We start from the raw sequence: 25,181 nt of genomic DNA on the forward strand, positions 1-25,181 counted from the left end.
GGATTATCAATGTTGTCGAAGTCTAAAGCTTCACCGTATATAGTAACCTTACTCCGCTCTTTTGTTCTTTCTGATTAATACTTAAAATTAACTTATTTAGTAAAAATCAAACTTAAGTTGTATATTCTATGGATGGGGACTTTACGTAAAGAAGGGAATCTTTTTTGGTTTCTGGATAGGGAATCGGGGAATAAAACTTTATATTATATTCCGGTGTTTTCCAATAGACTGTTTTACCAGGTATTGCGGATGAATCAATTTTTGCCTCTTGAAATGACTGTCGCAAATATTCACCTATAGATAATCCTGCACTTATTTTTTTAGGAGGATAATCAAATAATACTGAGTCAGGAATGCCATACCATTGTTCGTATTTTTCATAAAGACTTTCAACATCCGAATACAATCTTGGTCCTGCACCTCGGGACACATAGAGATCATCTTTAAATGCAAAATCAATAAGTGTATCGCCTCCCAGATTCATATATATGGACCTGACAGAACCAAACTTGTATAAATCTGAATTGAAATACAAAATAATCGGTAGCTCTGCATTGTCAATTTTTATTTTGGAGTAAAATGTTGAGGAATCTTCGCTGGACCTGCTAATCAAACCTTTTTTTAAAAGATCTTCTATAGTTGTTCTGTAGTTTGATTTTCCAAATTTTATTGCGCTAAAAGGGTCTTTTTCCTTACAGCCAATAAAACTTATTGTAATTAAAAGAAATAGAATTTTTTTCATAATCTTCAATTTGATGTTTTTTTTAATTTACAAAAACCACAATTTGTCCTTCGCGTGATCGGGGATGGTGGATTGGAAGCGGGGGGCTATTTGGGCTACCATTTCGGGGTATTTGATGGTGATGGGGACGTTTTGTTGTCTGAGGGATTTCCAGTATAGTCGGCTGAATTGATAGACTTGGGTTAGTAGCTCTAGCACTACATTGGCATCGTCGAAGGCGTCTTTGTTGGGACTGCTCATTTTTATTTTGATGGGGAAGGGGTAGCCCTCTGTGTCTGAATATTTATTCGAATTTGGATATCGGGCATTGTTGAACAGCAAAAACTCGTTATGGTCAACCCGGATGTAGGTGCCACTTAATGGCATCAGTTTTTTATTCCAGTTGAGGTCGTATGCTATTAGATCTCTGGTTTCGGTTTTATTTATGTTTAAAATGTATAAGGGTACTTTCAGCTTTAATTGGTGCATTCCCTCTAGAATTGGTTTTAATTCTTCATATCGCATTTCCTTGTAAAAATGAATGACGACTTTATCGGCTTGCGCTACAGAGGTAAAGTCCCGGATTGCTTTACAGATGCTTCCTGCTAATTCTTCTGTTTGGTTTTGGGCGAAATATTCGAAGTTTCTGAAGATGCCGTTGTTTTGAAAACTGAACGCGCTGGCTACATATCGTCGGTTTTCTCCTTGGTTGGTATAGGCGCCTACACCAATTACCAATTCCTTTTTATCGGTTACGGCTAATTTCCACGGGGCGCCGCCTAGCTTGGCGTGAATGGCCAGTGCCATATTTTGAAGCGAAAACTGAAAGTTGTATTGGTTTTCTATATTTGCGACCATTTTATTATAATCCACTACTTGGGTAACGATGGCTTCATTTAGGAAAAGTTCTTTGATTTGAATATAGACTTCGCGGTCTTCGGGATCTGGTGTATGTCTGTCGAAGGGGCTTAAATAAAAAGCGGCATATTTGACATTTTCGTGGTCAAAATTTAGTTTTTCCAGCTTTTGAATGATTTGTGGCAAGGGATTGCTTTCATCGGTAAACTCAATAAAATGCTCGGGGGCGGTTGCTGCGGTTATGTTTACGTAGTCTTCTATTCCCTTGAAATATTTTCTTTCTGCCGTAACACCATATTTTAAATTGTCATAAAAACTTCTAATGGCTTCTTTATGGGTTGTGTGATATATAAAGATGAACTTAATATTTGGCGCTTTTGGCCGTCTGTATGGCTTAAACATATTCATAGCCATTTTAGGCACTAGGTGGGTGCTCTTATTGCCATTCTGATTTTTACCAAATTCCAATAAACCTACCTCTGGGTTGATGTGATTGATGCGATTGCCAGGGACATCGATGAATTCATCTTTTGTGAAAGGAAAAATTGCTTTGAAGTCTTCCGTAAATAAATACTTTGTGGCAAAAGCATTGATGAGCCCTACGTAGGTTTGATATTTGTTGAGTTCTCTTTCAGGAGTTTGGATAGGGATATCTAAGGCTCTTGCGAGATTTAGGTTGAATAGCGGGAAGGTTTTATCAAACTCAATGCTATTATAAAACGCTTCTTTTTCCTCTGAATCAATATTCATTTGGTAATTGAAGGTTTTCTGTCCGTAAACACATTGCCTGATGAATTCTGTTTCGTCAATATCCTTAACGGACTTGGTTAAAACTTTTGATTTGCCGTCATAAGCTATAACGAGCTCGGGCAAATCGGTAAGTTTTGCAAACTGTATTTTGAAAGAGAATTTGTAGTATAGGTTATAGTGTTCTGTATTGTCTTTTGTGGAAGGTAACCAGACTTGGATATTCATGATTTTGTTATTGACTACAATATAGCCTTTGTCTAAAAAGTGATTTCTTAGTTGGTGCTTTAGGAACTGTTGGTAGATGCGTAACTCTTTCCTGTCCTTTGTGCTTATTTTTATGGTGGGTTCATTTTGAAGGGGCAGGGTAAAGGTGGTGAAAATATGATCTGTTTTTGATAGATCGGTTTCGGGAAATGCCTCAATAATTTGTTTCGAGAACTTCGATTTGTGAATGGGATGACTCCCTTCAATGTCTTCTAAGGAGAGGTAGAAGGTGGGTGCGATGTTTGGCCATTTGAAGTTGAGAACGTTGGCTTTTAGATGTTCTTTCATAATTAAGGAGGTTTTAGTTGTTTTACATATTTGGTTTTTTTGGGGAGATGGGTTTATGGTTTTATTTTTTGATGTTAAGTAATTTCTTATTTTAAGTTTTTAGGAAAGTTCATTTTTGAATACCATATTTTTTAAAAGTCTACTTCCAATAACTGTCCATTTTTCTTTAACCAATTCTTTGCTTTTTCATAATTTGGAACTTGAATAGACAGAATGTTCCAAAATCTTGGTGTGTGATTATTTTCGATTAAGTGAACTAACTCGTGAGCTACCAAATACTCTAAGACATACATTGGTGCTTTAATAATACGCCAATTGAATATGATGTTATTGGCAGGTGTGCAGGAGCCCCATCTGTATTTCATTTCCGATGTTTTAAATTCATTGTACTCTACTCCTAGATTTTTAGCGTATTTCCTAGCCAGTGGCTCTATCTTCTTTAACGCCTGACTTAAATACCATTTTTTAAATAGTTCGTTTGCCTTTGGTTGGTTTGACTTTGATATTTTAAATCTTTGGTCAAATTCAATTCCTTCAATTTCTTCATCTACAATGAGCAACTGATAGTTTTTACCTAAGTACATTAAGGTTTCACCTGACACAAATTCTTTGTTTTCAGCAATTAAAGGGTATTTCTGTGTATGGTTTAGTTTTTCTTTAATCCATTGCCTTTTAGATTGAACTATTTTATCAATTTTTTCTGCGGTAAGATAATGTGGGGCACGAACAATGATACTCCTATCCCTTTCAACTGAAATATTGAGGGTTTTGCGATTAGAATATTTTATTTGATATTTTAATTTCATTAATCGTTGATGATTCTAAAATGATTGGTTTTGGCTAATTCCATTATTCTTGAAATCAACTCATTCCGTTTAATCACAATATTTGGTAAATCTTTAAATTCCGGTGAAAGCAGCATCTTTTGCAATTCAGCTTTTAGTTTTAATTGGGCTGGAGTGCTATCCCAAAATCCAGTAAGTTTTATTTCGTTTGCAACCAAGTTGAAAATATGCTGAGTGAGGTTAACATTTCGAGCGATTTCATCTTCTGACAGATCTCTATTATCAAATAATTCTGCTTTGAAAATGCGAAAGAAAGGCATTTGCTTTTTGCGGTCTAAACCATACGTTTCTTCTTTTTCTCTGTTCTTGATTTTTTCTCTTAGTTTTTCTAATTCTTCATAAATAAGTTTCCAATTCCCTTTGAAATTCTTTAATATTTCTTCCAGTGCCTGAGAAAAAGAGGCAAACAATTCAGGATCCTCATCTATATTTATATCTATGAAGTGGCGAATAGCGTGTTCTACTTCCGCAGCTTTGGTCTTAGTTCTTTTTTTTGTTTTTACATTTTCAAAAAAGTCGTCAGCTATAATCGATATTGGGGCAATTTCTTGTTCAATACCTTTTGAAATTAAATATTCGTCTGCAATAGCTCTTAATTTAGGTGGAATACCTTTCATACTGAATCTACCATCCCTAAAATGTTTGTTTGCTAATGCATTGATTTCCGTAAAGGCTTTCCAGTCATTGAAGAACTCTAAAGCTTCCTTTCGTGGTAATACGGTATTAAAACAACTTGTGAGTGTATTGTATAGTTTAATGTATTCAAATCGAATGTCTTCATCATAGAAGATATCGAAGAAGGCATCAGAATCCGATAAGTCCTCCAAATCGTAGACTTTTAGGAAGTTCCAAATTTCTCTATGCGCTTTTATTAAGGCATTTAGTTCTGCATCATCATCTGATAGGCAATCTATGATTTCTTGTAATTCTTTTTCTGTATAAGTATCTAAGGCACGTTTTAAATGATGTCCAACACCTACATAATCCACGACAAAACCTTTGTCTTTTCCTTCTGGTCCAACTCGGTTTACTCGAGCAATACTTTGAAGTAAATTATGGGCGACAATAACTCGGTCTAAATACATAACTTGCTCTATGGGTGCATCAAAACCTGTAAGCAACATATTGTTTACGACTATTATACCCACATTTCCATTTAAGCTTTTATCTTCTTCATCCGTTTTATCAAATGGGAGTTTAAAACGTTTGATACTTTTCTTATGATAATCACTATTGGTGTATGCTTTGATTTCTAAAGGATCATTATGACTGCCTGAAATTACTACCGCAGCTTCTAACATTTTCAAGGTATCGATATCGACTAACATAGGATTATCAATCAATAATTCCGCAATTTTATTCTTTAATGCCTCATCGACAGCTGCCTTATAGCGTACCGCAGCAATACGCGAATTGGCAACAATTTGCGCCTTAAAACCTCCCGAAAAAATATGTTCTACATAATGGTTGACCATACTTTTGGCTTTGTCCATTATGGTATTCATACTATCTAAGTATGCATCACGAGAGCCATAGCCTAAAATCTGTAAGCGTTCGGTAAGTTGATAATCACTAAATACATCAGCAAATTTATCATCCATTCCTTTTTTGTCTTCCACTTCTGCATTGTGGGTAAAACCTTCATACACTATTTCCAAGGTAACGCCATCATCTATGGCCTGGCGCATCGTGTATTTGTCAATGTAATCTTTGTACTTTTTTTCTGTTTTACTGGTTGGTGTACCCGTAAAACCTATGGAAGTAGCATTGGGCATAGCACGGTCCAAGTTGGCTGCTAAAAGCGAATATTGTGACCTGTGCGCTTCATCTGTCATTACTAAGATGTTGCTACTTTTATTCAATTCAGGGAATATCTCTAATCCTGTTAAATCTCCATTCTCTTGAAACTTATGAATCATCGCCATTACCAAATCAGAATTATCATTGCTCAATAACTCTTTTAAACTTTGACCGTTGGGAGGATTTTTGGGATTGATAAAGTTGGCAGATTTTATCGCAAAACCAATGCTTTGTCCAGTTTCTGACAATTGTTCTTCTAATTGTGTTCTGTCGGTTACAAAAATGATTTTCCACGACATTAATTCGGGTTTAAGCTTCATTTCACGAACCATAAACATCATAGTCAATGATTTACCCGAACCTTGTGTGTGCCAAATAATACCACCTCTTTCAATAGGGCTTTTTCCTTCAATTAATCTTTGGGTAGCAATTTTTACGGCTCTAAACTGCTGATATCTGCCCACCATTTTTATTTTCTGCCCTTTATCATTTACTGCGAAAACGGTAAACACTCTTACAATGTCTAATAAGTTTCTTCGGTCCAACATTCCTGCCACCAAACGTTGTTGATCGTTGGGTGATGATTTGCCGTGTGCTAAATCGTTCAAGGTTTTTGGATACGGATCTGTCCACCTGTAAAAGTGTTTTTCTATTTTGGTAGTAATCGTGCCGAATTTTGCTTCTGTACGGCAAGTGGTTATTAAAATCTGGTTGTAGTAAAAGAGTTCTTTGTTACCTTCTCCAGTATCTCCTCTTTGCTCAGAGTACCGCATCAATTGATCTATGGCTTCAGGGATCGGTTCCTTTACTTTTGATGATTTTGCTTCCACCACAACAAGTGGCAAGCCATTTACAAATAAAACCATATCCGGAATGATATGGTGGTCTGTTCCAGTTACCACTACCTTAAATTGAGAAATAGCGGTAAAATTATTGTTTTCTAAATTTTCGAAATCTATAAAGCGCACTGTTGGGCTTAGTTCACCAGTTTGCTCATTTTTAGAAACTGTGGTGTTCTCTAACAAGTAATGCAATACTTGTTGGTTATTCTCTAACAGACTGTTTTTTTGAAATGTTGTTATTTTACGCTCTAATTCATCTACTTGAGCATCTGTAAGGAATGGGTTTATCTTAACTAAGGCTTCCCTTAGTTTAGGTTTTAAAACCACTTCTGAAAAAGTTGTTCTAAAACTTTGTTGTGGCTGTTGTTGCATTTGTAATTCCAATACATCCCAACCTAAACCTGCCAATTGTTCTAAAAAGGGCTTTTCTACGTGGCTGTATTCATCTAACTTTAAGTTAGTACCTAAGTTACCTCTGTATTTATTGTCGTTGGTTAGTATCATTTTAGAGTAGTAAAGTTGTTAGAAAACAGCATTTCCGTTTTCCAGTTAAATAAGAACCCCTTGTCAATCAAGCGTTTGCGTGAGGTTTCTGTTTTTGAATTAAATAAAGAAAATAGTAGTTCCGTTTTCCAGTTAAATAAAAAAGTATTGTAAATCAGTATGTTATATTTGTTTTCCATTTTCTAATTAAATAAAGGTTTAAGCCCAATAAGGCACATATAAACTAAATTTCTTAGATACATTATCTGGGTCTTTGGGTTTAATTCTCCCTGCATCGATAGCCTCTTTTATGAGTAGTGATATTTGCGAAGTTTGTTTATCGTGCATTCCAAATCTTTTTCTTAAAGAGGTGTTGTTAAAACCACCATTGCCATAATATTCAATGATACTATGTTGATAAGAAGCTTCTATACGTTCATCCAGTGTCATTTCTGCATATTTTTTAGGCGCATACATTGTTACTTTGAAGGAGTTTTCAAGTTCTTCAAATTTTAATGGAGGTAGTCCATATAGCTCAATGGCAATAACAGCTTTTTCAAAGCCTGAGCCTCGTTCTTCACAAATGTTGTATCTCCTAAATGCAGAAGCTAAAATTTCGTTTCGCGATTCGGGGGTTGTACGTATAAGTCTGTCTATTTTTTTAGAAGGCAATAACTTACCCGGATTACTAAAAACAATTCTGTCTTCAAAAATTTCAATCATAGGTCCTGTGCCTCTAATATTAAAATCTTGATGAATTAATATATTGGCAATTAGCTCTCGTAATGCTTGTTCCGGATAAATTGATGTTTCCACCCTTAAGGCGTTTTTAATGATTTCGCTGTCCTGTAATAATCCTTGAACAAAAGTAATTAGAGCCTCAAAGCCTACGGCATAGCCTTTTCTGCCTGGATATTCCTTACTTGCACCAGCTTTGTTTTTTCCTTCGTATTTGATAAGGCGAACAGTTTTACGAGCTAAGCCATCAAATTTATTGAGGTCTTTGGCTGCGGCAATTGCGCCAAAATTGGTAATATAAAAGCCTTTGCCATCTACATCAACCAACATTTTTTCATCCACCATCCATTGCATTATCTCTTCTATTTTAGATGGAATCGGTTTTCCTAGAAGTTCTAATATTTTATCATACTCTAAAAGGGTAATGACTTCCAATTCGGTTAATAATTTAGAAGCGTGCAACTCTTCCCAAGTAGGAGATTTACTATTGAGCATTAAAGCACCTACCTCTTGTCTTGATGCTTTTCGGGTAGTGCCACCACTCCGGATAAAACTATCTTCGATGGTTTTATGAACAAGATGCACGGGTTTAATCGCACTTTCCTGAATGTAAATAAAAAGTAATTCTTCGCCTCTAAAGGTTTCTATGCTATGGTCTATCTTAACTAAAGGATTTAAACCGTCTCTGCAAAGTGAAGCTAAACGTTCAACTATATTATCTGCTTTGGGTTTATCTACCCCAACAATATTGGCAGTTTTGTTGTCGATACCGAACACTAAGAAACCTCCACCAGGCATATTGGCAAAAGCCGAAATATGCTGACATAACTTATCGTTTTTGGGAGACAAATCTGCCTTCCAATCTATTTCATTGAGTTCTGTAGGAACTTTCCCCAATGATTTATCTAAGTATGCTATGGCTTTGTTTATCCAGTTTTTCATATACTTACTGTTTCTTTAATAAGGTGGTTTACTCTTACCTTACCACTTAATAAATCCTGCATTAAGCCTGTTTTGAGTGATTGGAGTTTGGAGAGCTTTATTTTTTCCGAAAGGACAACTTTTTTGAGTTTATCCAAATTTGAAGTAATTCTATCTCTTTCTTCGGGTAAAGGTGTAAGTATGTCTAAATCTCTAATTTTCTGCATACCAAATGCAGGTTGGGATGTTGAATGTATTGCAAGATTTACTTGGTCTTCAACATACTTTGAAATCAAACTCCAATAAATAAAATCAGGGCATTCGTGTGGTTTAATTAAAATGATATTTGCACTAAGTGTAAAATGATGATTTGAAAAAGTAGGTAAGACTTTGGGCTTACCAATTGTACCTATTTTACCAAATATTAAATCACCTGAATCAACTTTAAAAAGCCTCTGTTGTTTTTCAAGCACATTAAAACCTACCTTTCTACAAGATTTTATATCAATTTCTCCATTTTCTAAAACATCACTTATGCCTACATAAGGAACGCCGTCAGTAACTGCGGCTGGTGTTCTATGATCAGGTTGTGGGTCAATTGCTGAAATTAAATCTCCCATTTTTTTAACTTCCCACTCCTTAGGAATCCTACCCAAAGGACTATCTTTAAATTCGTGGGTTTCTTCGCTACGGATATTGCCGTTTTCATCTATGCCTTTGGTGAGCAAATCTTGCATTAAACCCGTTTTTATGCGGGTGTATTTGGCTATGAGTTGCTCCGTTTGGGTAATTGCTTCATCTACTTTGGAGAGGATGGTAGCGATTTTGATTTGTTCGGTTGGGTTTACAGGAAAAACAAACTCTAATTCTTTTACAATTTTAGCATTAAGATTACTCTGTGTTGTATGGGCTGAATGGGCTAAAATCGAACTCCGTTTTTCGAGTAATAGATAAAATAGAAATTCAAGAGTTATTTTACGTTCATCAGGTATAATATTTAATATAGCTTGGTTTGTTGCTGCTTCAATCAAGTTAATTCTTGGAACACCAAGAGTTGCATAAATTGAATACATTATTGTATTTACAGGAACTAACCAAGCTGCAGAATTATTTAATCCTTGTTTGGTGATATGCTTTTGTGTTTTTTCTAAATATTTGTTTACAGAAGTCAAATCATCAATTGCCACAAAAGGAATTTCGCCATTATAAAATTTTGGATTATCGCTTTTAGGTGTTCCACCGGAGCGCATTTTTAAAGCAAACTCTTGAACTTGTTTTAAATGCCAACCCTCAGGAATATATACTTGATTTTCTTCCATATTAGTTGAGATAGTTTAATTGGGTTAGAAAATCGTTGAGTTCTGTCATCGTTTTCTCACGTTTAAGTTCAATGGCTTGGGCAGAGGTGTAGTATTTATCAAAAAGGTTTTCAAAGGCATTTACCAAAGCTCTTTTTTCTGCATTAAGGTAGCGTTGCAGTTGATCGTTGATAATATCGAAGTGCTTTTTAAGAATCAGCTTTTGGCTTTCTTCTGTGGTAATCATTCCTCCAATTTCTTTTAAAAGAGAATCCAAACTATCTAATTTCGCTTGTAAAATACCGATGTCTTTTATGCGAGCATTGTAGGTTTTGGTAATTTCTTTGAATTGTTTTTTAACCTCTAAAACCAATTGCAAGGTCTCTGGTCTATCTTTTGATTTTTTTAGTTCTTTTTCGAATGCTGTAACAGACTTTTTAATGTTGTCATAATCAGCAGTGTTTTTCAACTCGGCCTTAAAGTCGTTGATTAAACTTTCGATATCAGAATCTAATTTTTCAACTTCCTTTTTTGCAGCTACTAATAATCCTTTACTTTCGGCTTTTATGTCCTCACTGCCGTAGCGTTTTAATTCAATTTTTAAATCCAGTTCTATCTGTTTTTCATTGTGCAATGCTTTACAATTCTTAATGGATTTTTCAAGGTCTTTAATTTTGGCGTCTTGTTCTTGGTAGGGTTTGGCTTCCTCAGGTTTGTTTTTCTCCGTAAGGAAGTAATCAATTTGCAATTTCAATTCGCTTTTGGCTAAAGTTGGTGTTTGTTTTACTTCACCTTCTTCTTCGTCTTGTTCAAACTCTACTAAATTCAACGCTTCTTCAACTGCTTCTTCCAATTGCGATTCAAAGTCGGCTTGCTCAATTTCAATTTGTTCAATTTCTGCTTTCTCAGTTTTGAAAAATTCTTCAATGAGGTATTCATCAGGAATAAGACCTGCATCCCAACCATTTTGCATAATGGTTTTGAGGTCGTACTTAATATTATCCCACCAATTCACAAAAACACCTGCTACTTGAAACTTATCCAATACTCCAACAGGCACGAATTTCTCTTTCATTGAACTGAGTAACTCTTTACGAACTTTAGGGAAGATATTTCCACCCATTCGGAGATATATACTCATATGATCAGAAGCTAAATCATCCGGAACAGGATCATCATTTTTTGGAGCTAATGTTGAAAATTCATCCTTTGCTTCGTGCCACCAATCTGCTAAATGGATCCCTAATTGAGTAAGGGTTGTAATGACGTTTTTATCGTCTTCTACCGTTTGTTTTATGTCAGATTTATTTTCTATTTTAAAATCTTTATAGATATCGTTTTTATCTTGGAATAGCTGATAGCCATCAAACTCAAATTTGGGTGAAAGCGTATTTTGAATGTTTTCAATTTCAGAAATGGGTACGCCTCCAATTAAATGTGCTTTGACATCTTCGGGTTCTGGAGGCGGTGTGTTGTCCACGTATCTTCTAATGTTAAGCGTGTAATCATTTTGTTCAATGGTCTCTAAATCTACTAATTTAGAGTATTTGGCTTCTTCAATTTTATTTGAAAATACGTAATCAATCTTTTCTACGTCCTCAGGTCTTAGCGTATTTTGTTTTTTACCCTCCGCATAGTCTTTATCGGCATTGATAATAAACACTTTGTTTTTTAGCGTATCTGGTTTGCTCTTATTAAACACCATAATACAAGCAGGAATTCCAGTACCGTAAAATAGTTGAGGGGGTAAACTGATGATACCTTCCAAAACGTCTGCTTTAAGCATATTTTCACGAATTTCTTTTTCCTTACCACCTCTAAACAATACACCGTGAGGCATAACCACAACAACTTTTCCGGTCTTTTTACAACTGGCAAGCATATGTTGCACGAACATTAAATCGCCTTTCTTTCCTGTTTCGGGAGCGAAACCATAGCTAAAGCGAGATTGATATTGCATTGTGGCTTTGTTGTAGTTTTGGGAGAAGGGGGGATTGGCAATTACCCTGTCAAACTGAATAATTTGACCGTCTTTTTCGTTTAAAGGTTCGTCTAAAGTATCCCCATACTCAATCGTGTATTTGTTGATATTATGCAAAATGATATTCATTTTGCAAATGGCAACAACAGTTGGGTCACTTTCTTGACCGAACAACTCTATATCGTTGGCATTTTGACCTTGTTCTTCGATGTATTGATGTGATTGTATGAGCATACCTCCTGAACCCACTGTTGGATCGTAAATGGACATACCTGCCTCTGGTTTCATCAATTGCACTAATAATCGAACGACTAGATTAGGTGTATAAAATTGACCGCCTTTTTTACCGCTTTCGTCCGCAAAGTGTTTTAGAAGATACTCATAAGCTGCACCCAATAAATCAGGAAACTCAAAATTTTCATTAACCAGTTTTGGGAACTCGTTGAAGTGGTCAATCATTTTTTTGAGGTCGGCATTTTTTACAATTTGCTTTCCGTCCACTTCTTTATTAAAATTGATTCGACCTTTGAAAATTCCTGAAAGGGTTTCGGGGTTTGCTTCCTCAAGAGCATCTAAGGCTTTGTTTAGCATTTGCCCTATGTTGTGCTGAAGGTGTTTAATTTCGGGTTGCTGCACTCCATTTTCATCTATAAAGCCTTCATTCCACCTAGCACGTTGAGGAACAAAAAAGGTTTCTCCATAGGTTACTTTATCTTCAAGTACCTCAGCTAAAGTTACTGGATCCAAATGTTTGTAATCATTCTTTTTAAAATGTTCTCTTTTCTGGTCGAATACATCAGACATTCTTTTTAGGAAAAGCATTCCAAAGATGAACTCTTTGTATTCTGAGGCATCCATTTTACCTCTTAATATATCCGCTGCTTTCATTAAGAAGCTTTCTAACTGGGATAATTTTATTTTGTCGGTTTTCATTTAATATTCTTGTTCTTATTTAGATATTCGATTTGATTTTCTGCCATTTTTAAAGCTTGCAAAGCTTGTTCTTCATCTGTAATAATCTCCATTATTTGGTCACCCAACCACAAGGCCAATAATTCTTTTTTATCGGCTTTTAATAACTCTGCTAATTTTAGCACCTGTTCTCGTTTGGCTTTACGCTCTCCACGTTCAATCTTGCTAAACATTGGAGTGTCGATTTCTAGATCAGCGGAGAGATGTCGTTGGAGCAATCCTTGACTTTCTCTAAGCTCTTTAATGCGATTGCCGAGTTTCATAATCTTTCATATTTTGACTTGTCAATTTTTGTCTAATTTAAGGAATGGCAGTAAAGAACCAAGCAAAAGCAATGAAAAGTTATAAAGGTATTTTAACTTTTATTAACATACTTGCGGGAAACCGTAAAAGGGGGAAATATTTTGAATTTTTACTCTTTTTTCTGTTATAGGAAGTGAGGATATGGGGGATTTTGAGGAAATGGGGAAAAAGGGGAGTGTTCAGTATTCAGTAGCAGTTGGCAGTAAGATTAGCATTTAATGGTGATGAGCTATTATAGTTAATGTTGTAGTATCAAAATTAGGATTGGTAAGTAAGGTTATAACCTGACAAAATATGATGAAATCCTCAAATCCTTAAATCCTTAATTAGGGTTTTGTGGGATTTGTGTAGGTGTTGTGAGCTTCTCTGTGGATTAAATTTGCTTCTATAAACTTTGTGATATAGCCTTCGGCAGTTTTATGAGGGATGTTGCAGGTGTCGGCGATATCTAGGTAGTCTTGCCTGGAGAATTGTTTGGGTAAGCTTTCGAGGAAACGTTCTTTTCGGTTTAGGCGTTTTGGGGCCGAATGTTCTATGGGGAGATCGTTGAATACTTTGCTGCTATGTTTTACCAGAATAGAAACAATGGTTATTGCATTTTTGAAATCTTCGTCCTCACATAATTTTATGCTGTTTACGTCGCCATCTTCCATAATACGAAACGCGGTAAAGAGCATCATTAATCGGAAAGCGATTAATCCTAAGCGCCTAATGGTTGCGATGTATTCTTCGGGTTGCAGGCTAATGTATTTGGTCTGAAGGGATTCAAAGAAAAGGTTGAACTGTTGTTGCTGTGACTCTGAAAGTTGAATTTCAATTTCAGCATTGTTTTTTAGGGTTTTATAGAATTCTAGAAATTCGGTTCCGAGTTGGGCATAATATTCATCAAGTCCGATGTTCTGGTTTGAAAGGAATACATTTTTCCATTCGGGTTTAATGTTCATATAATAGAACATAAAGCGACTGAAAAGGCCGTTTTCGGCATTCGGAATTAGAGTTGCAACCTGCTTGGGGGTGCCAGATAGAACGGTGGATAAACAGGGTCTTTCGATATCTACATATTCTCTGTCTGTTCTTCGGTAATAGCTTATTGTTTCGTGATGGAAGGCTTTTCGGAAACCGTCGCTGTAGTTCCCATAATCACTTTTAAAAGCTTGGGCCAGGGTATCGCCTTCGGTTTCGAAAATCAAGCCTCTTCCATCATTGTCTGATATTAATTGATAGACTCCAGTAACGCTATTGTTAGCAGGGATGAATAGCATTCTTTCTGGAGGTCGGCTTGGTTTTTCTTGACTTTCATCTTTTCCTTTATTCATATTGTACGCGGCCGTTTCTACCTGAAATTGCTGCTTTAAAACTTTGGCTTGTTCGCGCATTACTTTGTGAACAGGGTTGACGATTGCTTTTATTTGATTTAATCGTCCTTTACCTGCGGAAGCAGGTGCGGTTACAAAGAGATAAAGGTTGCTGTACACTTTTCGCTGATCGTACACTCCAAATAAATTTGTGAAACAGGCGCTAAAGGAGGTTAGGGCTCCCAATAATAAAATGTCTTTTTCCTCGGGGCTTGTGGAAGGTTTTACAACTTGTTGAAAAAACTCAGGCAAGGTGTTGTAAACACTTTCGGGGAAAGTAGGCATTGCTTCCGGTTCCTGGAGATTGGAATTTTCGCGGATTCTTATTTCTGATTTTTTAGGTTTTACTCCGGCTTGATGGGCGTGATGATAGAAGGTGGCGATGGTAATTCCGTGTCCTTTGGCGTTTAAGCATTTGTCAAATTGATGGTCACATTCTTTGGAGTCGTAGCCGATATAGTTTTTGCTTATTCGGTGGAAATAATCTCTTCCTGATTCCCCATATTCATCCGATAGGGCGAAGCCTAGATCGCGCCACGTGGCGTAATTGCCAGTGATGTCAACTCCTGCTTGCTCGATTGCGGTGATAAACGATTCTATTTCATTATTAGCAATAGCAACAACCTTGGTTGTTGCCTTGCTAACTTTGGGTTTTGGTTGCTCCGGGGGAGCCTCTAACCAATCTTTGGGATTAAAATGTTTTGTCATAATGCTCTGTGTCTTTTATGAAGAAAGGCCAGGGGATCGTAGGGTAGGAAACAAGCTCTGGATTTGTCCTTCCCTGATTGGTCAACTTCAATGTTATACGTTTTCTTTATGTAATTGGCTACTGCTGTGAAATACTCGCTATGCGATATTTCTGAAATATCAATTCTGATAATCCATTTTATGCCATTGCCAGATGGAGAGATGAACAACATTTCGGTTTCGAAATATTCATCATTCAAAAGCTGTTCCTTTAGCTCTTGCAAGTTTTCTAAGTGATCGAAGTCAATGGTTAAAAGATTGGAATGTTCTTTTAAATCTTTGTCGTTTCGTTTTTCAAATACACCAGAAAAGGTGGCGTAATCAAAACGATTCGCCTTGAATTTACTTGCTTCTTTTGCATCGGAAATGGTTCTTAAATCATCTGTTATCCTTTTGTATTTATCACTTGTGATTAGATCAAATATTTGGTGTAACCGTAAGGTTTCCGAAGGAAATACATTGCGAATTGGAGCTTTGTAAAAGCTGCAGCGGGCGTACCAGGTATCGTCAGGATCATTTAGCCATTCCAATTCATCAGTTTGCTTTACTTCTAGATTTAGATGGATGGCTTGGTTTATTTTCTGTAATAAATCTGCTTCATCGGTTATTCTGAAATGATATTGAGCAAAGTCGAATGCGTCGCCTTGAAAGGTTTCTAATTCAACGTCTTTGTGAGTTGCCATTACACCATCAATATGGATACGCAAGGTTTCTTTGCCTCCATTGAAGGGGTTTCTTGTTATCCCGCAGTCCCTTCCTTTTACGGAAAGGACTGTTGTTTCAGGATAATACTGTCTCAACACATAGGCGTAAATCTTTAGGCCGTAATGTGTTTTATCTAGTATTGCTTGCCTACTTATTTCCATCTTGTTTGAAATTATGGTTGTAGTAGTTTTCTTGAAGCAATTGCTCGATATCGGAAACCTTGTAATAAAATTTACCTCTAATCTTACTGTAAGGCAAGGTTCCGTTTGATCTAAGTGTTTGCAGGGTTCGCAGACTAATGTGAAGTAGCTGCAACACTTCTTGATTGTCCAACCAGGAATCATTTAAGACAAAAGCTCTGGATTGTCTCAGGAGTTGGACCATCATCTTTATCTCCTTGATTTGTTGTGAGAGCGCAAGGAGCATTGGGATTAGATCTGTCATAGCTTTACCCTTCCTTTTTTGATTAGGTAATCGGCAGCTTGCTGTTCGATCTCTTCCTGAGTGGTATTGCGATTTCGCATTAACCATTGGTCTAGCTCCTCACGATTGAAATAGAGCTTTTTTCCGTTCGGCTTGTAGTGTGGAATTGATCCGGTACTTGTGAGTTTGTACAAGTGGGATTGGGATAGTTCCAGGTACTTACAGGCTTCATTTAGGTTTAGCACATTCTTCAGGATAATGTTCCTATCTAATACGTGCTTTTCGATTATTTCGAGTCTTTTTAAAATTTCGTCCATTGCTATTATATTTTGGAATAGATAAATGGACAATTGGCCAATTGTCATTCTTGGGTTTCAAGAACAGGACAAAGGTTTAGAATGTTGGATTTTAAAAAGTGGAGATTTTTAGATAGGATAAAGACAACATTGAGATTTCTCAGTGTTCTCAATGTTTTTTATTGCATTTACTTGAAAATATTATCAATGGTTTCCTTTTCTTTAAATAAATACTGCTTGCTTGAAGATAAATTTTGGGCAGTTAATTGGAAATCATTTTTTGTATAAAACTTATTTGACCTTTCAATTTCTGATAATTTTAAGTTCGCAAATTGGGGTTTAAGTTTATCGAAGAGGTATCTAATAGCTGTTGTATTTGCCTCAAAATAAATATTGAAATCTAAGGCCGTAAAATCATCAGTTGTTAGAATTTGCAATAATTGCTTAGTAGAGGTCCTGTTTTCTAATAGATCTATTTTTAGTTGAAGCTTTTCCAGTATTTTAAAAAGATCAGATTCATCTTTTCCTCTAAAACCAAATGAGGTTTTTGGTTTGCGGTTATTTTTTGAAGTGTCTTTTACCGAGACTTTCTTTGGGGCATCAATCTTTTGTATAAAGTCGGTATTGAAATTGGAGTCGTTGAAATACTTTTCAGCTATTTCAGGAATTGTATATAAGGTTGAATTTGAAAACTGTCCGTATTGTTCCTGCAATTCGGCATATAATCGGATGATCGATACTTTTAGGTAATTAATGATATAGTTGGTGTCATCATTTAAATCTTCGGGTATTTCTCTTTGGACAATGTACTGAGATATGTCCTTTGCGTGCTTATCAAGTTTATTGTGAAGAGTAGCGTAACAAAACTTGTTTTCAGGGGTTGTGGCATTCTCTGGAAAGTGGCTGGCGAAATCGACCAAAGTGCTCTCAGATTCATTGAAAATGAGTTTTTGATAATATTCTTTTTTACTGTTTAAAGGTTTTTTGGAATTCACCTTAAAGACTGCATTGGATGCTATGGGGGCTAATTTCAATTTTGATAACAAAATTTGAAAATCCCTTTCGGTTCTATTGTCGCGATGTAAGCCATTGGTAATGGAAATTACACTTGAAAATATATTCTTTTTCATTCTAGATCCAGTTGTATTTTGTTAGCGGCTTCCTTTTTCTTGGCATCTATGACCTTGGCATAAATCTGAGTGGTTTTAAGCTCTCTATGGCCGAGGAGTTTTGATACTGTGTAAATATCTGTTCCTGCTGTGAGTTGTAAGGTTGCATAGGTGTGCCTAGCGCAATGAAAGGTAATGGTTTTTGAAATACCGGCTTTCATCATCCACTGTTGCAGTTTAAGATTATGCCAGGCTGAATACTTTAATCCCTTGAATACTCTTTCATCGTTATCCTGGCGCTCCCCGAGCAAGCTGAAGGCTTGATCTGATATGGGAAGTGTTTCGGCTCCTTTTGTTTTCTTTTGTCTGAATCGGATATAATAACCCATATCATTTGAATGCTGGACTTCTGACCATAATAGTTTATCAATATCGGACCATCTTAACCCAGTAAGACAGGAAAAGATAAAGGCTGTTTTGAGTTGAGGGATTTCACATTCTACTTTTACGGTGGCTTGCAGTTCTTCTAGGGTTAGGAATTCGCGCTGAGGTTCTCCTTGTTTGAAATGCGGTACTCCGTTTGCAGGATTGGATTTTAATATACCATCTGCTACTGCTTGTTTTAAAGCTGCTGTAAATTTTCCGAAATAAGAGTATTTGGAGTTTTGAGATAATTGTTTTGATGCTTGCCCGATGGCTTTTGTGTCTAGGTAATCTTTAAAGCCTTCTACAAAACTCTTATCGATATCCTCAAAACTGATATCGGTAGGACGGTAGTTATTAAAGTGCTTGAGCATACTATTCCAATTTCCATAATTTCCTGAGCTTGTGTTTTTCCTTTCGGCTAAGGCGGTGACATAATTTGTGAAGCTTCCTTTCAATTTTTCTATGTCACTAAATCCGTAATGGTTTTGTTGGATTTCCAATTGACGCTTTGCCCAAATAGATTGAGCCAGTTCCCGAGTTTTCTTGTTGAGGTTTCTTTCTGCCTTTGTCTTGGGATCGAGAATAAGTTGTAAACCGAGAGATTCAGTTTTACGCTTTCCTTTTGTGTAATAATCTAAATAGAAACTTATTTTGCCGTTTTTCTTGCGTTCTCTTAAAGTTACTTTCATAATGCTATTGATTAAAAAGGTTTTCTATTTGATGGCGTGCAAGAATGTGCTTTCTTCCAAAAGGGACAGCTTTAAGCTGGCCTCGTTTGATCATTCTCTGGATGGTCCATCTACTTACTCCAATAAGTTTGGAAGCATCGGTGATGCTTAGGAAGTCTTTATTTGATAAAGTTTTTGTAGGTAAGCTTGTGGATTGCTGCTTGGTTTGTTGCTTGGTTGTTTCTTGAAGGGCACTCATAACCTTTTCTTCTCTCTTAATCTGTTTGTAATGTCTACTGTTGCATTTGTGAGAGCAGTAACGGGTTGTTGTAGTTCTTGCAGTGAAAAGATTACCGCAGTACTGACAATTTTTTGGTATGTGGAGATTTGTACTCATAAGATGGTGCATTATGGAGCGACGTGGAGCTTCGTGGGGCAATATGGGGCATCCTTTCGCCTTGTTTCCTAAGACTGGAATTGGGCAACAAATTCCTATGTTAGGCAACAAATACACAACAAATATAAGTCAAAAAAGGCAATAAGGCAACAAAAAAAGGAAAGAAGATTTCTTGTAATGCTTTGATTAACAAGGAATGGCTAAGGAAATGAAGGTGGGTTACTTCCCGATACAAAAATTAGCAAAAATATTACCTAGGAGCTCGTCGTTGGAAATTTCCCCGGTGATTTCACCAAAGTAATACAAGGCCTGACGTATATCAATAGCTAATAAATCTCCACTCAGGTTGTTGTCGATACCTTGTTGTACTTTAATTATTTCCTCTAAAGCTTTTAGCATCGAATCGTAATGACGGCTGTTTGTAACAATTGTTTCGTTATTACGTAAGGCGCCAGTGTTTACAAAATCTAATAGTTTGTTTTGAAGTTTTTCAAGCCCAAGATTTGATTTTGCTGAAAGTAATAAAGCGGAAGAGTTGTCAATTTCGCTCAGTGTAACCTTTAGTTTTTGTCTTTCCTCTTCAGAAAGTTTATCGACTTTATTGGCTACAATTATTAAGTTTTTCTGAGGGTATTTATTTTTGATGGTTTCTATTTCAACTTTGAATTTTGATTCTTGTCCCGAAACTTCAGAATTAAACTTTTCCGAATCGAATAAATAGATAACTACCTGCGCTTGTTCAATTTTCTGAAAGGTTTTTTGAATTCCTAAGCCTTCAATTGTATCAGTTGTTTCACGTATTCCTGCAGTATCAATAAATCGGAAACCTATACCTCCAATTACAATTTCGTCTTCAATAGTGTCGCGGGTAGTACCTGCAATGTCGCTAACGATGGCTCTTTCTTCGTTTAGTAATGCATTCAATAAAGTTGATTTCCCAACATTAGGTTCACCAACAATCGCAACAGGAATACCATTTTTAAGTACATTTCCTGTGGCAAACGAATCTATAAGTCGTTTAAGAACGTGAGTAATTTTAGAAATAAGCTTTTGGAAGTCCTCACGATTTGCGAACTCTACATCTTCTTCAGCAAAATCTAATTCTAATTCAATTAAGGACGCAAAATTTAGAAGCTCTTCTCGAAGTCGATTAATTTCAGAAGAGAAACCGCCACGCATTTGCTGTATTGCTAGTTGATGACTAGCAGCACTATCACTCGCAATAAGGTCGGCAACGGCTTCGGCTTGACTTAAATCCATTTTTCCGTGGAGAAATGCTCTTAAGGTAAATTCCCCAGCCTGAGCCATTCGACATCCTTTACGAAGACATAGTTGAATAATTTCCTGCTGGATGTAATTACTCCCATGACAAGATATTTCAATCACATCTTCTCCTGTATAACTATTTGGGTTTTTAAAAATTGAAACTAGAACTTCGTCTATAATTTTTTCACCATCCTTAATATGCCCTAAGTGTACAGTATGCGTTTTCTGTTCTGCTAGCGACTTACCCGAAACTGATGTAAAAATTGATGAAGCTATAGGAATAGCCTCAGGTCCTGAAAGCCTTAAAACAGCAATTGCTCCCGCACCAGCCGGAGTTGCCATTGCAACAATAGTATCTGTGTGTGTCATTGAGGCAAAGGTAAGATATAGTTTGATAAAACTTCAATCTTAAGTGGTGTTGAATTAAGCTTATAAATTATCCGAATTCAATTTTCAGTATGCTTATCAAATGATTGTAAGTAAAAAAGTAGATAAACAAAAAATGCCCACCAAACCGGTAGACATTTTTTAATTTTACTCTAGCCTCTAGCCTCTAGCCTCTAGCCTCTAGCCTCTAGCCTCTAGCCTCTAGCCTCTAGTTATTCAACATAACCGGCATTACAAGCATAGTAACTGTTTCACCTTCGTCCAATCCATCAACAGGAGTAAGGATTCCTGCGCGGTTAGGAAGGCTCATTGCTAAAGAAACTTCGTCGCTAGTTAGGTTGTTTAGCATTTCTGTTAAGAAACGACTGTTAAACCCAATTTGCATATCGTCTCCTTGGTAATCACAAGTTAAACGCTCTTCTGCTTTATTGCTGTAATCGATATCTTCAGCTGAAATATTCAACTCTGCACCCGCAATTTTTAAACGAATCTGGTGGGTTGTTTTACTTGAGAAAATAGAAACTCTTCGAACTGAATTCAGAAATTGATTTCTATCAATTACCAGTTTGTTTGGATTCTCTTTTGGAATTACCGCTTCGTAATTTGGATATTTCCCGTCGATTAAACGACATACCATTTCGATGTTTTCGAATATAAACTTAGCGTTGCTTTCGTTGTACTCAATAATAACATCTTCCTCACTACCTGCAAGTATGCTTTTAATAAGGTTCAGAGGTTTCTTAGGCATAATGAACTCGGCAGTTTGCGAGGCGCTTATATCGTCACGAGTGTATTTTACTAGTTTGTGAGCATCTGTTGCTACAAAAACTAAATTCTCTGTTGAAAACTGAAAGAAAACACCGCTCATTACTGGACGAAGATCATCATTTCCTGAAGCAAAAATGGTTTTGCTAATTGCAGTAGCTAATACATCTCCTTGTATTACTGTAGAAGAAGGATCTTTTAACTCTACTGCATTTGGAAATTCCTCACCACTTACGTAAGCCACAGCATATTTACCGTGATTTGAGCTGATTTCAATAGTGTTGTTGTCTTCAACAGTAAACGTTAACGGCTGCTCTGGAAATGTTTTTAAAGTATCTAATAACAGTCTTGCAGGAATACAAACCATTCCTTTTTCTGTGCTTTCAACTTCTAGCTTTGAAGATACTGTAGTTTCTAAATCTGATGCAGAAACGGTAAGGCTCTTGTTGTCTAGATCGAAAAGGAAATTATCTAAAATGGGCAAAGTGTTGTTGCTATTGATAATTCCGCCTAAAACTTGCAGTTGTTTTAATAAATACGAACTCGATACGATGAATTTCATTATATGTGTTTTTTATGAAATAATTTTTAATAATACTCTTCAGTAAAATAACAAACAACAAAAACGAAGGGGTGTTGAGCTTGTAAAGCTCATTATTTTTACAACCTATTCATTCTAGTTAAAGAGCATTTCTACAGAGCTCGACTTAAATCTCTTAAATTTTTTTATTCCAAAACAATTAAGGTTGCTGAGCCTGTCGAACCACAAATATATTTCAATTGAAGTGTTTGTTAAAACAAACTTATCAACATTTAGCAAGTGTAATGACGTTTGCGGAAGTAGTGGAATGCAATTCCAAAAAGACCGAGTAAGGCCAACGGTAACAATAAGTTAAGGGTTTGCCACTTCCCACGCTGTTCACTAACTTTTTGAGGGTCTAGAAAAGGAACCGCAATTTGCCTTGTTCGAATGTTTATAAGTCCGTTGTCGTCAAGAAGGTAATTGACGGTATTCAGCAAAAATTCTTTATTTCCGTAGAAAGAACTCGTCATTTTATCAAAGCCTAATTCCAAAGGACGATTGCCTTGCATTTGGTTTTTAATGATGTCACCATCGCTAATTACCACCATTTTTGATGGCTTGCCGTCGTCTATATTTTTAATGCCGGAAAGTTTTATTGGCTTCACTCGGTTTTTATATACCGAATTGAAATTTCCTTCCAACAAGACAGCCAAAGGAATTTCTCCGCCATTGTATTCTTGCATATTTGGTCCCTCATTAATTATTTGAAGGTTCTTAGGAATTTCAACGTCAAAATCAATAGGGAAGGGGAGTCCTACAGTTTTTGATATAGGTGAAGTAGAAAGTAAAACGGTTTTTTTAATTGAGTTTGGAAGCGTGTCTATAGCACTCGCAAAATCAAATTTTACAGCTTCAATATTGGTTACAATAGGATGATTGTTTGCACTACTTGTCAACGGACTAAAAAACCAAGGATACCTATTGAATTGCGATTCGCGTTCTTCACCACTAGCCAAAACAATAGGAGCCGAATAAACATCTTTTACTAGGTTTGGATTTACACGAATCCCGTAACTAAAAAAGAAATCGTTTAGGTTTAAATCCCTTCCAAAAGCGAAGTTATTTCCCGAAATCGTATCTCTGTGCATTTGAGTGGCATCCATTAACCAAATAGACTTCCCGCCATTCATTGTGTATTGGTCCAAAATGTATTTTTCACCATCGGTAAATGGCTCTGCAGGTTGTGCTGAAATAATCAAATCGAAGTTGTTTAATGCTTTTAAAGTCTTCTCCGGATTGGTAGCAACAGAATCTAATGTGAAAGGAGCTATAAAGTAATAATCTCTTAAAGTTGAAAAGAAGTCTGCAATGTAGCGGTCGTCATATTGTCCGTTACCCTTAAGTACAGCTACTTTTTTAGACTTATCTTGAGCTAATTTTTTAAAACCGTCTACAAAAGCATACTGAAGGTTTTGTAAGGAACTATTTACTCTTTCCTCTGAAGTAGCTCCTAGTTGATTTTTTAACAAACCAATTTTAACCGATTTCCCGTTGTGATGCGCTAATGCCCATGGATAAACAAGTTCTGTGCTTTGTTTCCCGCTTTCTGTTACCGAAACTTGAGCAGCCGTTAAACCAAACTTTTCAAATTGAAGTTGAAACTCTTCATTTCCATCTTCATTTGGGTTTATAAATTCAAACTTAATATTGGGGTTATAAGCTTTAAATTCGTCTAAAAGTTGCTCGGTTTCTAACTGTAAACGTCTAAATTCTGGAGGAAAATTTCCTTTTAGAAAAACATCGATTATTAATGGAGATTCTACTTGGTCGATGATTTCTTTAGTTTCTTCAGCTAAAGTAAAACGCTTGTCTTGAGTAAGGTCAAAACGTTTGTAAACATAACCTCCTAGAATATTTACAAGTACAACTCCTGCAATTAAAAGCGCTAAGGAAACGATAGTATTTTTTGTAGATGTCTTCATTATTGTTTCTTCAATTTTAAAACTGTTAAAGCAATAAAAAACACTGTAACACTCAAGAAATATATTAAATCTCGTGTGTCTAAGACGCCTCGTGCTACGCTGTCAAAATGTGCTTTCATTCCTAATTGAGAAATATTAAAAGTTGTGGTAGAGAAACCTTCAAACCCATAATAAAGTGTGAAACATAAAAAAACAGCAATTATAAAAGCCACAATTTGATTTTGTGAAAGCGTTGATGAAAATACACCTATAGCAGTATAAGCGAACACTAAAAATAAAAGTCCAAGATAAGACCCAAGGGTGCTACCCATATCCCAATTTCCAGGAGGATTTCCCAGTTCGGAAATTGCAAATACGTATAATATTGTTGGAATTAGTGCGATAAAAATAAGTATAACGGCTCCAAAATACTTCCCTAATACTATTTGTAAAAGTGAAATTGGTTTGGTAAGTAAAAGTTCGAGTGTCCCCATTTTCATTTCATCGCTAAAAGCACGCATACACACTGCGGGAATTAAGAAAAGTAACACCCAAGGTGCAAGCTCGAAAAACGGAGAAAGATCTGCAAAGCCTGAATCTAGAATATTAAAATTCCCGCTAAAAACCCATAAAAATAAGCTGTTAATCACCAAGAAAATGGCAATCACCAAATACCCAATGGTACTAGAAAAGAATGAATTTATTTCGCGTTTTATGATTGGTATCATTATCTAAAGACGAATTCTCGCCAAGGTTTTTAATTTTTCAAACTACAAACTTACAACAGTATCTACACTCCAAGCTTCAGCTCGTTTTCTAAACATAGGTTTTGTTACACTCCAAACCCCTTTAAAAAGTTCACTTTTGCGGTAGTTTTCTAAATCTGATTCATCTTTCCAACGGCTGTAAGTAAAAAAGATTGTTTCATCGTTCTTATCGTTGTAAAGTTCAAGAAAAGTACATCCAGGAAAATTCCTGATTTTTTCCTTTACTTCTTCAAAATTTGCAAGGAATGGGGCTACGTTTTCTTTTTCTAACTCTAATTTTACGATTCTTGTAAACATATTCTTTAATTATAGTATGAGCAGA

The 25,181-nt window shown here is 36.1% G+C and carries 20 protein-coding genes; all 20 read right to left on the bottom strand.

The genetic code is table 11. The features are described 5' to 3' along the window. Positions 1-112 precede the first annotated feature (112 nt). Positions 113-742, bottom strand: coding sequence for a hypothetical protein (locus H4O20_RS01115; RefSeq protein WP_185098007.1), 630 nt, complete (start codon positions 740-742; stop codon positions 113-115). 27 nt (positions 743-769) lie between these two features. Further along, entirely contained in the window at positions 770-2,881 is a 2,112-nt protein-coding gene (locus tag H4O20_RS01120) for a Piwi domain-containing protein (protein ID WP_185098008.1), read from the bottom strand. A 131-nt stretch (positions 2,882-3,012) separates the two neighbouring features. Next, complete coding sequence (locus H4O20_RS01125; RefSeq protein ID WP_185098009.1) at positions 3,013-3,687, bottom strand: M48 family metallopeptidase; 675 nt, start codon at positions 3,685-3,687, stop codon at positions 3,013-3,015. Further along, a complete protein-coding gene (locus tag H4O20_RS01130) occupies positions 3,687-6,872 on the bottom strand; it encodes a type I restriction endonuclease subunit R (RefSeq protein WP_185098010.1) in 3,186 nt (1,061 codons plus the stop codon). Before H4O20_RS01130 ends, H4O20_RS01125 begins: the two co-directional genes overlap by 1 nt. 198 nt (positions 6,873-7,070) lie before the next feature. Next, on the bottom strand, positions 7,071-8,531 hold the full coding sequence (locus H4O20_RS01135; protein ID WP_185098011.1) for an ATP-binding protein: 1,461 nt from the start codon (positions 8,529-8,531) through the stop codon (positions 7,071-7,073). Next, positions 8,528-9,829 (bottom strand): restriction endonuclease subunit S, encoded by a 1,302-nt coding sequence (locus H4O20_RS01140; RefSeq protein ID WP_185098012.1) that lies wholly within the window; start codon positions 9,827-9,829, stop codon positions 8,528-8,530. Before H4O20_RS01140 ends, H4O20_RS01135 begins: the two co-directional genes overlap by 4 nt. 1 nt (position 9,830) lies before the next feature. Further along, positions 9,831-12,722, bottom strand: coding sequence for an N-6 DNA methylase (locus H4O20_RS01145; protein WP_185098013.1), 2,892 nt, complete (start codon positions 12,720-12,722; stop codon positions 9,831-9,833). Beyond that, positions 12,719-13,024 carry a helix-turn-helix domain-containing protein gene (locus H4O20_RS01150; RefSeq protein WP_185098014.1) on the bottom strand — a complete coding sequence of 102 codons (306 nt, stop codon included), beginning with the start codon at positions 13,022-13,024 and terminating at the stop codon, positions 12,719-12,721. Before H4O20_RS01150 ends, H4O20_RS01145 begins: the two co-directional genes overlap by 4 nt. Positions 13,025-13,390: 366 nt before the next feature. After that, the gene (locus H4O20_RS01155; RefSeq protein WP_185098015.1) at positions 13,391-15,127 is read right to left on the bottom strand and encodes a DUF3987 domain-containing protein; all 1,737 of its coding nucleotides are present in this window, start codon (positions 15,125-15,127) and stop codon (positions 13,391-13,393) included. Beyond that, positions 15,124-16,032 carry a BT4734/BF3469 family protein gene (locus H4O20_RS01160; protein ID WP_185098016.1) on the bottom strand — a complete coding sequence of 303 codons (909 nt, stop codon included), beginning with the start codon at positions 16,030-16,032 and terminating at the stop codon, positions 15,124-15,126. The genes H4O20_RS01155 and H4O20_RS01160 overlap by 4 nt, the downstream gene beginning before the upstream one ends. After that, entirely contained in the window at positions 16,019-16,315 is a 297-nt protein-coding gene (locus tag H4O20_RS01165; protein ID WP_185098017.1) for a helix-turn-helix domain-containing protein, read from the bottom strand. Before H4O20_RS01165 ends, H4O20_RS01160 begins: the two co-directional genes overlap by 14 nt. Beyond that, positions 16,312-16,611 (bottom strand): helix-turn-helix domain-containing protein, encoded by a 300-nt coding sequence (locus H4O20_RS01170; protein ID WP_185098018.1) that lies wholly within the window; start codon positions 16,609-16,611, stop codon positions 16,312-16,314. The genes H4O20_RS01165 and H4O20_RS01170 overlap by 4 nt, the downstream gene beginning before the upstream one ends. 167 nt (positions 16,612-16,778) lie before the next feature. Then, on the bottom strand, positions 16,779-17,720 hold the full coding sequence (locus H4O20_RS01175; protein WP_185098019.1) for a DUF6617 family protein: 942 nt from the start codon (positions 17,718-17,720) through the stop codon (positions 16,779-16,781). Further along, positions 17,717-18,814: a site-specific integrase gene (locus H4O20_RS01180; protein WP_185098020.1), complete on the bottom strand. Its 1,098-nt coding sequence runs from the start codon at positions 18,812-18,814 to the stop codon at positions 17,717-17,719. Before H4O20_RS01180 ends, H4O20_RS01175 begins: the two co-directional genes overlap by 4 nt. A 4-nt stretch (positions 18,815-18,818) precedes the next feature. Next, on the bottom strand, positions 18,819-19,190 hold the full coding sequence (locus tag H4O20_RS01185; protein WP_185098021.1) for a helix-turn-helix domain-containing protein: 372 nt from the start codon (positions 19,188-19,190) through the stop codon (positions 18,819-18,821). A 219-nt stretch (positions 19,191-19,409) separates the two neighbouring features. Then, positions 19,410-20,825: a tRNA uridine-5-carboxymethylaminomethyl(34) synthesis GTPase MnmE gene (gene mnmE, locus H4O20_RS01190; protein WP_185098022.1), complete on the bottom strand. Its 1,416-nt coding sequence runs from the start codon at positions 20,823-20,825 to the stop codon at positions 19,410-19,412. Between the two features lie 226 nt (positions 20,826-21,051). Then, complete coding sequence (dnaN, locus tag H4O20_RS01195) at positions 21,052-22,170, bottom strand: DNA polymerase III subunit beta (protein ID WP_185098023.1); 1,119 nt, start codon at positions 22,168-22,170, stop codon at positions 21,052-21,054. Positions 22,171-22,421: 251 nt separating this feature from the next. Further along, a complete protein-coding gene (gene gldG / locus H4O20_RS01200; RefSeq protein WP_185098024.1) occupies positions 22,422-24,113 on the bottom strand; it encodes a gliding motility-associated ABC transporter substrate-binding protein GldG in 1,692 nt (563 codons plus the stop codon). Beyond that, on the bottom strand, positions 24,113-24,820 hold the full coding sequence (gene gldF, locus H4O20_RS01205; RefSeq protein WP_185098025.1) for a gliding motility-associated ABC transporter permease subunit GldF: 708 nt from the start codon (positions 24,818-24,820) through the stop codon (positions 24,113-24,115). Before gldF ends, gldG begins: the two co-directional genes overlap by 1 nt. Positions 24,821-24,862: 42 nt before the next feature. Beyond that, positions 24,863-25,156, bottom strand: a complete 294-nt coding sequence (locus H4O20_RS01210) for a putative quinol monooxygenase (RefSeq protein ID WP_185098026.1) — start codon at positions 25,154-25,156, stop codon at positions 24,863-24,865. Positions 25,157-25,181 lie beyond the last annotated feature (25 nt).

The sequence above is a fragment of the Aequorivita sp. 609 genome, from assembly GCF_014212065.1.
Lineage (GTDB): Bacteria > Bacteroidota > Bacteroidia > Flavobacteriales > Flavobacteriaceae > Aequorivita > Aequorivita sinensis.